Annotated in this window: 16 protein-coding genes; 13 read left to right on the top strand and 3 right to left on the bottom strand. The window is 64.6% G+C overall.

What is annotated here, in order from left to right; all coding sequences use genetic code 11:
- Nucleotides 1-440: 440 nt before the first annotated feature.
- From CK220_RS17450 to CK220_RS17440, 3 genes are read left to right on the top strand one after another with little or no spacing between them, the layout of a single operon-like run.
- Nucleotides 441-1085, top strand: a complete 645-nt coding sequence (locus CK220_RS17450) for a TetR/AcrR family transcriptional regulator (protein ID WP_245429248.1) — start codon at nucleotides 441-443, stop codon at nucleotides 1083-1085.
- A gap of 11 nt (nucleotides 1086-1096) precedes the next feature.
- Nucleotides 1097-1720: a hypothetical protein gene (locus CK220_RS17445; RefSeq protein WP_095812716.1), complete on the top strand. Its 624-nt coding sequence runs from the start codon at nucleotides 1097-1099 to the stop codon at nucleotides 1718-1720.
- A 7-nt stretch (nucleotides 1721-1727) separates the two neighbouring features.
- The gene (locus CK220_RS17440) at nucleotides 1728-2576 is read left to right on the top strand and encodes a 23S rRNA (adenine(2030)-N(6))-methyltransferase RlmJ (protein WP_095812715.1); all 849 of its coding nucleotides are present in this window, start codon (nucleotides 1728-1730) and stop codon (nucleotides 2574-2576) included.
- A gap of 24 nt (nucleotides 2577-2600) precedes the next feature.
- Here CK220_RS17440 and CK220_RS17435 read toward each other — a convergent pair whose 3' ends face one another.
- Complete coding sequence (locus tag CK220_RS17435) at nucleotides 2601-3356, bottom strand: helix-turn-helix domain-containing protein (protein WP_095812714.1); 756 nt, start codon at nucleotides 3354-3356, stop codon at nucleotides 2601-2603.
- 181 nt (nucleotides 3357-3537) lie between these two features.
- Between CK220_RS17435 and CK220_RS17430 the strand changes: the two genes are divergently transcribed.
- From CK220_RS17430 to CK220_RS17410, 5 genes are all read left to right on the top strand, one after another.
- A complete protein-coding gene (locus tag CK220_RS17430; RefSeq protein WP_095812713.1) occupies nucleotides 3538-3960 on the top strand; it encodes a VOC family protein in 423 nt (140 codons plus the stop codon).
- A gap of 24 nt (nucleotides 3961-3984) precedes the next feature.
- Nucleotides 3985-4347 (top strand): DoxX family protein, encoded by a 363-nt coding sequence (locus tag CK220_RS17425; protein WP_095812833.1) that lies wholly within the window; start codon nucleotides 3985-3987, stop codon nucleotides 4345-4347.
- A 110-nt stretch (nucleotides 4348-4457) separates the two neighbouring features.
- A complete protein-coding gene (locus CK220_RS17420; protein WP_095812712.1) occupies nucleotides 4458-4910 on the top strand; it encodes a hypothetical protein in 453 nt (150 codons plus the stop codon).
- A gap of 565 nt (nucleotides 4911-5475) precedes the next feature.
- Entirely contained in the window at nucleotides 5476-6051 is a 576-nt protein-coding gene (locus tag CK220_RS17415; RefSeq protein ID WP_095812711.1) for a TetR/AcrR family transcriptional regulator, read from the top strand.
- A complete protein-coding gene (locus CK220_RS17410) occupies nucleotides 6048-6884 on the top strand; it encodes an EamA family transporter (protein ID WP_095812710.1) in 837 nt (278 codons plus the stop codon). The genes CK220_RS17415 and CK220_RS17410 overlap by 4 nt, the downstream gene beginning before the upstream one ends.
- 28 nt (nucleotides 6885-6912) lie before the next feature.
- Here the strand turns inward: CK220_RS17410 and CK220_RS17405 are convergent, their stop codons facing one another.
- The gene (locus CK220_RS17405) at nucleotides 6913-7506 is read right to left on the bottom strand and encodes a TetR/AcrR family transcriptional regulator (RefSeq protein ID WP_095812709.1); all 594 of its coding nucleotides are present in this window, start codon (nucleotides 7504-7506) and stop codon (nucleotides 6913-6915) included.
- 616 nt (nucleotides 7507-8122) lie between these two features.
- Here CK220_RS17405 and CK220_RS17400 point away from each other — a divergent pair.
- The 5 genes from CK220_RS17400 (at nucleotide 8123) to CK220_RS17380 (ending at nucleotide 10902) form a co-directional block, all read left to right on the top strand.
- On the top strand, nucleotides 8123-8479 hold the full coding sequence (locus tag CK220_RS17400) for a hypothetical protein (protein WP_176479115.1): 357 nt from the start codon (nucleotides 8123-8125) through the stop codon (nucleotides 8477-8479).
- Nucleotides 8480-8724: 245 nt separating this feature from the next.
- Nucleotides 8725-9183 carry a GNAT family N-acetyltransferase gene (locus CK220_RS17395; protein WP_348629665.1) on the top strand — a complete coding sequence of 153 codons (459 nt, stop codon included), beginning with the start codon at nucleotides 8725-8727 and terminating at the stop codon, nucleotides 9181-9183.
- Nucleotides 9184-9304: 121 nt separating this feature from the next.
- Nucleotides 9305-9901, top strand: coding sequence for a glutathione S-transferase (locus CK220_RS17390; RefSeq protein ID WP_095800053.1), 597 nt, complete (start codon nucleotides 9305-9307; stop codon nucleotides 9899-9901).
- Nucleotides 9902-10010: 109 nt separating this feature from the next.
- Nucleotides 10011-10394 (top strand): TfoX/Sxy family protein, encoded by a 384-nt coding sequence (locus CK220_RS17385; RefSeq protein ID WP_095812708.1) that lies wholly within the window; start codon nucleotides 10011-10013, stop codon nucleotides 10392-10394.
- 79 nt (nucleotides 10395-10473) lie between these two features.
- The gene (locus tag CK220_RS17380; RefSeq protein ID WP_095812707.1) at nucleotides 10474-10902 is read left to right on the top strand and encodes a GFA family protein; all 429 of its coding nucleotides are present in this window, start codon (nucleotides 10474-10476) and stop codon (nucleotides 10900-10902) included.
- Between the two features lie 94 nt (nucleotides 10903-10996).
- On the opposite strand, the gene CK220_RS17375 is transcribed toward CK220_RS17380, so the two are convergent.
- Nucleotides 10997-11653 (bottom strand): outer membrane protein, encoded by a 657-nt coding sequence (locus tag CK220_RS17375; protein ID WP_095812706.1) that lies wholly within the window; start codon nucleotides 11651-11653, stop codon nucleotides 10997-10999.
- Nucleotides 11654-11657: the final 4 nt, after the last annotated feature.

Here is an 11657-nt window from a genome sequence, read left to right as displayed (position 1 = left end):
GTTTCTTGCGGCCGGTCTTTCGCGCCAGAAAATTGCGAAGTATATCTTAGCTCGCTACAGGAATATCTGGTGGGCCTGTGCGCCCTATGTGCGAAGCGCGTTTCCGAATTGGTCGGCGCAGGCGGCCCCTGTGACGACGGCTCCGCAGCCGTGCTGTCCGGCACGCCGAGATGGCCTCCCGGCATCGCTACCACTCTGAGATGCGTCAAAAAGGGGAGCACAGGAGCAGCGCAGGTTGGACTGGACGACGCGATGGCGGCGAGCAGCGAGGCGAACGAAGGCAAGAACGCGATTGAGATCCTGCGAATGACAGGCATGGTGTTCTCCTCTGGTCTTTGTTAGCCTTACGGTGTAAGGTGACCTTACAGTGTAAGTTGTCAAGCGGCGCCATGGACTCACCGAGCAAGAAAATCCGAACCCGCGGAAAACTGTCCCGCGAGATGATCGAAGACGCGGCCTTTGAGGTGATCGAGCGGGAAGGGCTCTCCGGCTTCTCGATGCGCAAGCTCGCTGCCAGGCTCGGCTGCGAGGCGATGAGCATCTACCATCACTTCCCTTCGCAGGCGCATCTTTACGAGGCGCTGGTCGATCGCCAGATGAGCGGGCTCGTGATCCCCGATGACAGCCTGCCCTGGCGTGAGCGGGCGCGCATCGGCATGCAGGAATTCCGACGCGTGGCGACGGAGCATCCGGCCTTCGCGCCGTTCATCGTCGTCTATCGCATGAACTCGCCGCCCTGCCTCGCCAAGCTGAACGCCATCATCGGCCTGTTCGAGGATGGCGGCTTCGGACCTGAGCTCAGCGCCCGTCTGTTCCGCGCCGCCGGTTATTACCTGATGGGCGCGATCCTCGACGAGACCGCCGGCTACGCCAAGGGGCCGTCGGCGGTTACTACGGTCGGCGACGAGGAATTGGCGCGCGACTATCCCAGTGTCATGGCGGCCGCGGCTTATTTTGGCACAAGCGGTTTCGACAAGACTTTCGAGCTTGGCTTGGAGTTGTTTCTGGACGAGATGGAGCGGATTCGCGACGCTGCCCGGGACCTGGCCGCCAAGAGTGGCGGTCGCGCCCGCAAGAAACTGTAACCAGGGTCTCAATGCGCTTCCTCTCGATTCTTGTCCTCATCGCCGGCGCTGCCATCGGCGTCTTCTATCCCTGGGCGATGAGCAATTTCTCCGGCCATGCGATTGGCACCTGGCGCGTCTACGAGGGCGGCCGCTTCCGGCCGGCGACCGTACCGCTCGCGGCGCGCGATGCGCCTGTCCGTGTGCTGGTCGATCTCACCGCGCGGGCCGAGCGCGTGGCCTCCCAGCAGCGCACGGTGCTGACGCTGACGGCGGCAAGCGGCGGCCGCACGGCGCTCGCCTCGACGCTCTCCTTCAACCACACCGACAATCCGCGCCAGGTGAGCCCGCAACTGCCCGACAAGATCTTTCGCGACGAGGCCGGCGTGATCGAGACGGTCACGCCGGGTGCTTACGTCTTCACCGTCGGTCTGGGCGATGCGGACGGCATCGACATGCGTGCCGTCGACCTGATCTTGCGTGCCGGTACCGGCTCGGTCGACGAACGCGCGCAGCCGGCCGGTTACACGCTGATGGGCGTCGGCTTGGCAGGGCTGGTGCTTTCGCTGGTCTTTAGGCGTGCCAACAAGCCGCCGCAAAACCCCAACTCGCAACCCCCGCCGCCGCGCTGGGGCCGCGGCGGTTCGCAAAGGTGAAGGCGGCATGAATTATCGCCACGCCTACCACGCCGGCAATTTCGCCGATGTCGTCAAGCACGCCGTGCTCAGCCGGCTGGTCGAGTATCTCAAGCAGAAGGACAAGGCCTTTCGCGTCATCGACACCCATGCCGGCATCGGCCGCTACGATCTCGCCTCGATGGAGGCCGGCAAGACGGGTGAATGGCAGGGCGGCATCGGCCGGCTGTTCGAGGCCGCGCTCGAGCCTCGGACGGCGGCGCTCCTTGAGCCCTATCTGGAAGCGGTGCGCTTGGAAAATTCCGACGGCGGTCTCCGCCGCTATCCCGGCTCACCGCTGATGGTGCGCTATCTCCTGCGCAAGCAGGATCGGCTTACGGCGATCGAGTTGCACCACGAGGACGCGGCGCGGCTCAAAGCCGTCTTCGCCGGCGACTTCCAGACCAGGGTGATCGAGCTCGACGGCTGGTTGGCGCTCGGCGCGCATCTGCCGCCGAAGGAAAAGCGCGGGCTCGTGCTTGTCGATCCGCCCTTCGAGGAGGATGGCGAGTTCGAACGTCTCGTCGAGAACCTTCGCCGAGCGCACCGGCGCTGGCCGGGCGGCATCTACGCGCTCTGGTATCCGATCAAGGATCGCAAGGCGGTCGCCGCCTTCCGCGCGGCGCTGAAGGCGACAGGCATTCCAAAACTGCTCGACATCGCCTTCGAGATCCGGCCTGCCTCGAGCGACCCCAGCCTCGACGGCAGCGGCCTTGTGGTGGTGAACCCGCCCTTCACGCTGGAAGCCGAATTGCGGGTGATGCTGCCGGCCTTGCATAGAGCGCTTGCCGTCGAACAGCCGTCGCGCTGGACGGTCGAATGGCTGGCCGGTGAGTAAGACCGGGGCCAGACGAAGGTTGAGCTAAGCCAGCGCCGAGGGTGTCACGCCGGTCAGCCGCCGGCTTTCGCGGATCAGATGCGCCTGGTCGGCATAGCCGGCCTCGATGGCGAGCAGCGCGGTCGAGGCATCGCTATGCCATCGTTGCAGGCGCCGGAAGCGGTGGAAGCGCAGGATGCGGTCGAGGGACTTCGGACCATAGCCGAAAGCGTCCTCGAAGCGTCGGCGCAGCGTCCGCTCGCTCATATGCAGGTGGCGCTGCAGGAAGGGAACCAGCGGCGTTTCAGGCGGCGGGCCTTCATCAATGAGCTCGAAGGCTCTGCCCATCAGCGGATCGAGCGCATCGCGCCCCTCTGTATGCGCGCCGACGGCATTTTCCAGCTGCCGCACCATGGCGGCGAGGTCGGGCGCTGCCTTGACGCGATCCGACAGTTCGCGGGCACGCCTACCCCACAAGTCTTGGAGGCTCAGCCGCCCGCCGACGATTTCGCCGGCCGGCACGCCGAGCCAGCCGGCGGCGGCGCCCGGCCGGAAGCGGAAGCCGATGATCACCGACCCGGAGGGAAGTCGCTCGATCTGCGGCTCCTTGTCCGGTCCGGCCACGCGGAAGCGACCGTCGATCCATTGCAGATCGATGGTCGCGTCCGGCGTGATGACGATTGGCGGGACGTCCTGCTTCGCCATGCGATGCACCCAGACCGCGGAGAAGGCGCCGGCCAGGCCTTGCGGGGCGGGCCGTTCCCGAAAGAAGCCGGTGGTCTGCGCCAGCACCGCTTCCATATCTTCTCCGATCTGCTTCGGCGTCTTCTGACGGATCGGCTTCGGCCATTTTGGCCGAAATCTTCAATGCCGGCTGCCTTCGTCGTGGCAAAACAGATGCAGCCTTTTGGCGCGTCCAGCGCCTTCACTGCGCCGCATCCGGTTGCGGATTTGGTCACGAATATAGAAAGGAGTGAGAGAAATGAAAGCTCGCATCACCGTTTTCACCCTTGGCGTCGACGATCTGGAGGCGTCGCTTCAATTCTATCGCGACGGCCTGGGCCTGCCCACCGAAGGCATCATCGGCCGCGAGTTCGAGCACGGCGCCGTCGCCTTCTTCGAGCTTGCCGGCGGCTTGAAATTCGCGATCTTCGAGCGCTCGAGCATCGCCCTCGACGCTACCGTGCCGCAGAGCGGCCGCAGTGCGACCGAGTTCACCATCGGCCACAATGTGGCGAGCGAGGCCGAGGTCGACGCGGCGATGGCCGAGGCCGTCAAGGCCGGCGCGCGCGTGGCCAAGCCGGCGCAAAAGTCCTTCTGGGGCGGCTATGCCGGCTATTTCCAGGATCCCGACGATCATCTCTGGGAGGTCGTCTACAACCCCGCTTTCATCCCGAAGGATTGAGCCGGAAGCCTGGAGGTGGTCGACATGTCCATCGACACCGTTCAGGCGATGGGCGCGCTTCTCATCGGCGGCGTGTTCGTTTTCGCCGGCATCGAGCACTTCCTGAAATTCAAGGCGATGTGCGACTATCTGGCGAGCCGGAAGTTTCCGGCTCCCGCTCTCATGCTGCCCGCCGGCTCAGCGCTCGAGGTCGTCGCCGGCTTGATGCTCGCGCTCGGCCTTGCCGTGCCTTTCGCCGCCGGCGCGCTTGTTGTGTTCACGCTGGCGACGAACGTCATGCTGCTGCGCTTCTGGGAGTGCGAGGAGCCGGAGCGGCAGGTGCTGCGCAACGCTTTTCTGATCAACCTGGCCGTCGTCGGCGGACTGTTGGTGGCGGGAACCGTCTGACAGCCGGTCCGCATCTGGAACGATGATTTGGGAAACCATTGTCTTCACAACCGCTTGACCGCCGCCAAGCGAATCCGCACAGTGCGTGCAACCGACCTTGAGAGGCTGTCATGACTCGCTTCGCCCATTCCGCCCTTGCCGCGCTGATTTCGCTTCTGACGCCGCTTGGCACGTCGCTTGGTTTCACCCAGGCAGCGCAGGCTGCCGATCTTGCCGTTTACACCGAGGATGACGGCAGCGTCTGCGGCGAGGCCTGGGTGCTGAGCAAGATCACCGATCGCTTCAGCTATCAGGTTCATCATGTGCCGCACCTGCCGGATGTCGCGATCACCGATTTCCATAACATCCGCCAGCATCGCTATCTGCCGTCGAGCGAGAGATGGCCGATCGGCCGGCACTATTGCCGCGCCACCGTCAGCCTGTCGGACGGCCGCGACCGCTCGATCTTCTACCTGATCGAGGAAGGCCAGGGCTTCGCCTCGATCGGCGACAATGTCGAGTTCTGCGTCTCCGGCTTCGACCGCTGGATGGTTTATAACGGCCGCTGCCGCGTGCTTCGGTAAAAAGTCGGCCCGCGCTTGACCTCTCGCTGTCACCCAGGCTGAGCTCGGCCTTTCGGAAGCCGCATTGATGGCAGCTGGGCCGCTCTTCGCGCTGTCGGCCTCGCGGCGAGCAGCCGAGGGTCGCGACGAGCGCGAAGCTGTCGTCGGCCAGCATCGCGGGCTATTGCTACAGACGCCGCAATGCCTATGGCATCCCCGCCGAGCCAGATCTCATTCGCCTGGCCGGGCAGGAACTGGGTGAGCGCGATGGCCGCTCCGGTGACCACGCCCCAGACAATGAGAAAAAGCGCTGGCATGGCCGTAGTCGAGCGCCTGACGCATGCGGCGCTCGGCCTCGGAGATTTCGGATAGCGACAGCGTTGCCTGCTCACGGGGGATCGACATGGCAATGCTCCTTTTTCGCAAGATTACTCTGTACCTCAGAGTGTGAGGCGTGACCTCACAAGTCAGCGATGCATGATGCATTGGACCTGCATGATACCGACGCTTGGCGACCTCGCCAATTGACAGGAGCCGAGCGGTCATCCTAAAAGAGACAGACCTGTCTCATCATAGGGTGGCAGCATTGACGCCTTCATCAGCCAAACGCCAGCATGTCGTCGATACCGCTTATTTGCTGTTCAAGCGGGACGGCTTCCACGCCACCGGCATCGACCGCATCATCGCGAAGGCGGACATCGCCAAGATGACGATGTATCGCCACTTCCCGGCGAAAGACGAACTGATCGTCGCGGTACTGGAGCATCGCGCGGCGCGTTTCGAACGCCAGCTCGACGGGCTGGCCGCGACGGCGGATACAGCGGAAGCGAAGATCGCGACGATCCTGGACTGGCACGAGCGCTGGTTTCGCGATCCGGATTTCCACGGCTGCCTGTTCGCGCACGCGATCGCCGAGTTCGGTGATCCCGATCATCCAGTGTTCAAGGCAGCCAGTCGCCAGAAGAACGGCTTGCGGGCACGTATGCGCGCCATCCTGGAAGAAGAGATGCCGTCGGATTGTGCCGAGGGCGTCGCCACGGCACTGCTGATGCTGATCGAGGGCGCGACTCTGATGGCCCAGATGGGGGAGGCCGATATTGCCATTGCCAATGCGCGCAAGGCGGCTTCCGCCATCCTCGCCGGCGCGCGAGCACCGCAATGAACCCGACGGTCGTCGGGCTCGCGCTGTTCGCTGCCATTTTGCATGCCGGCTGGAACGCCTTCCTGCGGACCGGGGCCGACAGGCTGTGGACGGTCACGGTCATGAGCTTCTCGAGCACTGCCGCCGCTATTGTCCTGGCGCTCTTCCATCCACTGCCAGTCGCGGCTGCCTTGCCCTACGTCGTGCTATCGGCCGTCCTTCAGGTCGGCTACAGCGTGTTCCTGGTTGCCGCCTACCGCGACGGCGAGTTGGGACAGGTCTATCCGATCGTGCGCGGCAGCGTACCGCTGCTGGTGGCGCTTGGCGGCTTCCTGCTCGCCGGCCAGCGGCTGGCCACGCCGGAGCTCCTCGGCGTGGCGCTGGTCGCCTGCGGCATCATGGGTCTGTCGCTCGGGAGGGGCAGAGCCTCGGCGATATCGATCGTCTACGCTCTCGCCACCGGCGCGATCATCGCGGCTTACGCGACCGTCGACGCCATCGGCGTGCGAGCCGCAGGCGATAGCGGCGCCTACACCGCCTGGGTGCTTTTGATCTATGGCATCCTGCTGCCGGCAACCTTCGTCGGCTTGCGCGGCAGGCTGGCCGTCGACCTGCGCGCGCCGGAGACGCGCAAGGCCCTGGCAGGCGGCCTGTTCGCGCTCATGGCCTATGGCGCGGTCGTCGCCGCCTTCGCGCTGGGGCCGGCCGGGCCGATCACCGCGATCCGCGAGACAAGCGTCGTCTTCGCGGCCTTCATCGGCCGGTTCTTCCTCGGCGAGGCGTTGACGCCGCGGCGCGTCGGAGCCTGCGCCGTCGTCGCGCTGGGCGCGATCTGCCTCGGCTATCAGCCCTGACGGCGTCGGCAGCTGGATCTCGCCATCGTCACGCCCGCACGCCCTGGCCGGACAGATAGGCGCAGATCAGCTCGCCGAGCTGCTTCTGCAGCTCCGGCGCATCGAGCATGTTGCGGCGCGCCGCATTGTGGATCACGCCCTCGACGGCGGAGGAGAGCACGCGCGCCACGGTCTCGGTATTCTTCAGGCGCCGGCGGTATTGCGCGACGGCCGCCGCATAGTGCTCGAGATAGCGGGCCTGGAACGAGGCATGCGCGGCGCGCGAGCCGCGGTCGCCCGGCGTCTCGTCGAGCAGCACCTGATGCAGCGTCGGGTGGATGCTGTGCGCGGCGATCATGCCGCGCACCAGCTCGCGCGCGAATTGCCTGAGCGGCTTCTCCTCGGCCGCTGCTTCGCGAATGACGGACAGCACATGGTCGAAGTGGCGGCGCCGGATGGCGTCGACCAGCGCAAGCTTGTCGGGGAAATACTGATAGAGCGACCCGATGCTCACGCCCGCGGCCTCGGCCACCTTGTTGGTGCTGAAGCCCGCCCAGCCGATCTCGCTTAGAACGCGAGCACCTGCTTCGATTATCGCCTCGACGGTGGCGACCGAGCGCGCCTGGCGCGGCGCCTTGCGCATGCGCGGGGCTGGCTTTGCAATGCGAGTAGACATCCTGCCGGGCCTCCCGAGAATATAAACAAGATACTCACATTTGGCCGAAGGGCAATTCCAGGACAGTGCGCGTTTTCTGCCCGGAATTGCGAGGGAGCATTGGAAGGGCGGAGTCCTCAAGCCTTCTGCAGCGAGAGCCTGAGCTGATCGAGCTCCCGAGCGGCCGTCCTTGAATGTGAGCTATATGCTCGCTTTTTTTGCCGCGCAAGGTTTGCCCCTTCGCCGGTTCGGTTCTGCTCCGCCTTGACTTGTAAATCTTTCCGCTGGACAAGATGAGGTGCTCGGATTGGTGTGCGTTGTCCATTATGAGCAATAAGCTCACATTCTACGCTCTACGCGGCGCCAAGATGTCTGGATGATCCGGCGATAGAGAGCATCGGGAATTCTCGATGGCGCAATTTCACTTCGACGGGCAAAGATTCTGTCGTTTTTTTCGTTGATGCCCTTGTCAACGCGTCTTGTGTAACCAAAATTCAATAACTGAAATTCATTGTGTTGCTTCGCTGGCTAGATAGCCGCGAGTCAGATATGCATGAGCACGCCGGGTCACTCACGACCTTGGGCAAAACGCAAGGGGCATCGCATGGCAAAGACGACAACCAAGGCGCCGGCGGCGAAAGCGCCGGCAAAGAAGCCGGCAGCTAAGGCTGCCGCGAAACCTGCAGTGAAGAAGGCAGCGGCACCGAAGGCAGCCGCCAAGGCTCCGGCCAAGGCAGCGGTAAAGCCTGCGGCGAAGGCTGCGGCTAAGCCGGCCGCGAAGGCGGCAGCGAAGCCCGCCGCCGCCAAGAAGCCGGCAGCGAAGCCCGCCGCGGCTAAGAAGCCGGCAGCAAAGGCAGCGGCTAAGCCCGCCGCCAAGGCGCCGATGAAAGCAGCAGCCGCCAAGTCGACGGCAGCCGTGAAGAAGGCAGCGCCTGCCAAGAAGGCGCCGGCCAAGAAGTAATCGCGTAACTTCGCTCGCGAGCCTGAACAGGCGAGGGTGGGTGCCGTCGAGGCGCCCCTCTCGCCAGTTCGGCGTGACAGCGGGCGAAGTGGATCGGCAAAGACCTGTCCTGAAAGCTCCCGGAAATTTGCCGCCCGGCAAACTCCGGGAGCTTTTTTATTGCGCGACCGGCACGCAGCGTCACGATGCGTTCTGGTCCGGGCAGTGTCGTCTGCTGCCCACGTCGGTCAGGTAAAGGGTCGATCATGGCTTTGCGGCTTGGAATTCGCCGGGCAGGCGAGGGCGATGCCGAAGCGGTAAGCCGGGTCATTATGGCCGCTCTGTGCAGAACCAACGCCAGGGATTACGGGCCGGAAATCATCGCCCGCGTTGTGCAGAGCTTCAGCCCCTCGGCCATGCTGCAACTTTTCAAGAAGCGCCAAGTCTTTGTCGCCATTTGCGGCGACAAGATTGTTGGTACCGCGGGCCTGGACGGAACAACGGTTCGATCTGTGTTCGTCGATCCTGAATTTCAGGGACAGGGCGTCGGCAGCCGGCTGATGCTGGAGATCGAGGAAGCAGCGCGGGCAAACGCCGCGACGGTGCTGACGGTGCCTTCCTCGGTCACCGCGGAGCCATTTTATTCCACACTTGGCTTCCGCGCGCTCCGGGACAGCTTCCACGACGACGAGCGAACCATCATCATGGAGCGGTCCCTGAAGTAGCGGCGGCACGCGCCGCTCGAACAAGGTGCGGCCAACTGGCGGTAGGTTTTGGCGGCGCTGGCCGTTGCTCTGGCAAGAGCATTCGGTCAACAGTGCGCGCGGACAATCAGGAACCCGATCCATGCCGAAGCTGCTCTACGCCTCCACCTCTCCCTATAGTTCGAAGGTCCGCATGGCCGCCGCCTATGCCGGCATCGCCATCGACCTCGTGCCGGTCAAGACGGAGGACAAGCCGGCGGAGCTGATCTCGGCCAATCCGCTGGGCAAGATCCCGGTGCTGGTGCTGGAGGACGGCCGCACGATCCACGACAGCCGGGCGATCACCCAGCATCTCAACCGGCTGTCGAAGAACGTGCTGTTCCCGCGCAATCCCGACAAGCGGCTCGAGGCCGAGGTGCTGGAGGCGCTGGCCGACGGCATCTGCGACTGCGCGCTGTCGATGGTCTACGAGCGGCGCACGCGCCCGGACGCCATGGTCTATCAGCCCTGGCTCGACCGCCAGTGGGCGAAGATCACCGCCGCGCTCGACCTCCTCAACGCCAACCCGCCGAAACTGCCCAAGAAGATCACTGCTGGCCAGCTGGCGCTGCGTGCCACTCTCGGCTATCTTGCGCTGCGTTTCGGCGGCCAGTGGGAAAAGGGCCGCGGCCGGCTTACACGCTGGGCCGCGCGCTTCGACGAGAAGTTTCCTGAGCTGAAGGGCTGCGTGCCGGGGTAAGCACTGCTGATCTCCCCCACGAGCGGAGATTTGCGGTTCGCGCGCCGGTCTTGAACCTCGACCCACTTCCATGCTTGCCTGATGCCGCGCAAATCGCGGAGGGCTGAGCATGGCGAAGGCAGTCACCAAGAGCAGCACCACTCCCGACCCGATGGTCGGGCGCCTGCGCGCGGCCCTTGGCCGGCGCGCTTTCACGGAACAGAAAATGTTCGGCGGCACCTGTTTCATGATCGACGGCAATATGCTGATCGGCACCTCGAAGCGCGGCTTGCTGGTGCGTGTCGGCAAGGAAGGGCACGCGGCCGCAGCCGCACGGCCCCATGCGCGGCCGATGGAAATGGGCGGGCGTTCCATGGAAGGCTATGTCCATGTCGCGCCGGAAGGCACTGCAACCGAGGCGGATCTCGCCGGCTGGATCGACCGTGCGCTGGCCTTCGTCGAAACATTGCCGCCGAAGGTCAAACCCGCCAAGGTCGCAAAGCGGCCAGCCTGAACAGATCGCGCGGTCTATCCTTCTTCACATCGGCGGTGTCGGCGGGGTCGGCCCGGGCACGCAGTCGGCGGAGGAAGCGATGGCATCTCTGGCGGGACGTTGCATGTGCGGCGCGGTCACCTGGACCTATTCCGGGGAGCTCACGCGAAACCTTGTCTGTCACTGCGCCGATTGCCAGCGCGCCACGTCCGCTCCCTTCACCGCTTTCCTGGGCATGAGGCCGGAGCAGCTGAACTGGGCCGGCGTCATCAGTCACTATGAAAGCAGCCCGAACACCTTTCGCGGGTTCTGCCCGTCCTGCGGCACCAGGCTCTATTTCCGCGCCGACAGATGGCCCAGCGAGATCCATGTTCACGCCGCGACCATGACCGACCCGGCCGACTACCGTCCGGACGCCCAGGTCGTCATGCGCTCGCGCGCGAGTTGGCTCGATCAGCTGCCGTCGGTTCCGGTCCATGAGGATTTCCAGCAGGCTCCGGCAGATCCTTCGATTGCCGCAAGTCGTTGAAGCCTCGAACGCGCGCCGGATTGATGGCTGTCGAAGGGCAAACAAAAAAAGCCGGGCGCGCGGCCCGGCTTTTCCGTGTCGTGGCTTGGACGACTTAGAACTTCATACCGACGCCGAAGAGGACGCGGTTGTCCTTCGACTTGACGTTGCCGAGGGCGCCAAAGTCCTTGTCGCCGTAGTCGGTATAACGGTACTCGACGCGGCCAAACACGTTGTCCGTGATCTTGATGTCGGTGCCGACGCCAGCCGTCCAGCCGAGCATCGCCTTGCTTTCGTCGGTGGCGGTGATGTCATCCGTGATCTTCTGGTTCTTGGCGGCGAGACCGCCGGTGCCATAGAGCAGAATTTCCGGGGTCACGGCATAGCCGAGGCGAGCGCGCAGCGAGCCTTCGAGGCCGCCCTTGGCGTTGATGCCATCGCTATCGCCCTTGACGCCATTGTAGCCGAGATCGGCTTCAGCGCCGTAGACGAAGTTGTCCTGCTGCCACTGATAGCCGCCGAAGACGCCGCCGATGAAGCCCTTGGTCTTCACGTTGACGCCGGCGTCGCGGGCGTCGGCATGGCCGCTGAAGCCGTAGCCGAGGCTGATACCGGCATAGGGGCCGGCCCAGGAAGCGACGGGGAGTTCGGCGACCGGGGCCGGTGCCGGCGGCTCTTCGGTGACGGCGTCCGCGGCATAAGCGGTACCACCGAGGGCGAAGAGCCCGAGCGCAACCGCCAGCGGCCGCGCAAACTTGAGATTAGCTTGCATTGTT

It is taken from the genome of Mesorhizobium sp. WSM3860, assembly GCF_002294995.1.
Lineage (GTDB): Bacteria > Pseudomonadota > Alphaproteobacteria > Rhizobiales > Rhizobiaceae > Mesorhizobium.
The sequence above is the reverse complement of the archived record's forward strand: the minus strand, read 5'-3'. Positions and strand labels throughout refer to the sequence as shown.

Excerpts from the sequence above, each read along its gene's own strand:
- CK220_RS17450 (WP_245429248.1), top strand. The coding sequence starts at position 441 with ATGATCGAAGACGCGGCCTTTGAGGTGATCGAGCGGGAAGGGCTCTCC.
- CK220_RS17420 (WP_095812712.1), top strand. The coding sequence starts at position 4,458 with ATGACTCGCTTCGCCCATTCCGCCCTTGCCGCGCTGATTTCGCTTCTG.
- CK220_RS17380 (WP_095812707.1), top strand. The coding sequence starts at position 10,474 with ATGGCATCTCTGGCGGGACGTTGCATGTGCGGCGCGGTCACCTGGACC.
- CK220_RS17385 (WP_095812708.1), top strand. The coding sequence starts at position 10,011 with ATGGCGAAGGCAGTCACCAAGAGCAGCACCACTCCCGACCCGATGGTC.
- CK220_RS17410 (WP_095812710.1), top strand. The coding sequence starts at position 6,048 with ATGAACCCGACGGTCGTCGGGCTCGCGCTGTTCGCTGCCATTTTGCAT.
- CK220_RS17405 (WP_095812709.1), bottom strand. The coding sequence starts at position 7,506 with ATGCGCAAGGCGCCGCGCCAGGCGCGCTCGGTCGCCACCGTCGAGGCG.
- CK220_RS17445 (WP_095812716.1), top strand. The coding sequence starts at position 1,097 with ATGCGCTTCCTCTCGATTCTTGTCCTCATCGCCGGCGCTGCCATCGGC.
- CK220_RS17390 (WP_095800053.1), top strand. The coding sequence starts at position 9,305 with ATGCCGAAGCTGCTCTACGCCTCCACCTCTCCCTATAGTTCGAAGGTC.
- CK220_RS17395 (WP_348629665.1), top strand. The coding sequence starts at position 8,725 with ATGGCTTTGCGGCTTGGAATTCGCCGGGCAGGCGAGGGCGATGCCGAA.
- CK220_RS17435 (WP_095812714.1), bottom strand. The coding sequence starts at position 3,356 with ATGGAAGCGGTGCTGGCGCAGACCACCGGCTTCTTTCGGGAACGGCCC.
- CK220_RS17440 (WP_095812715.1), top strand. The coding sequence starts at position 1,728 with ATGAATTATCGCCACGCCTACCACGCCGGCAATTTCGCCGATGTCGTC.
- CK220_RS17425 (WP_095812833.1), top strand. The coding sequence starts at position 3,985 with ATGTCCATCGACACCGTTCAGGCGATGGGCGCGCTTCTCATCGGCGGC.
- CK220_RS17400 (WP_176479115.1), top strand. The coding sequence starts at position 8,123 with ATGGCAAAGACGACAACCAAGGCGCCGGCGGCGAAAGCGCCGGCAAAG.
- CK220_RS17375 (WP_095812706.1), bottom strand. The coding sequence starts at position 11,653 with ATGCAAGCTAATCTCAAGTTTGCGCGGCCGCTGGCGGTTGCGCTCGGG.
- CK220_RS17430 (WP_095812713.1), top strand. The coding sequence starts at position 3,538 with ATGAAAGCTCGCATCACCGTTTTCACCCTTGGCGTCGACGATCTGGAG.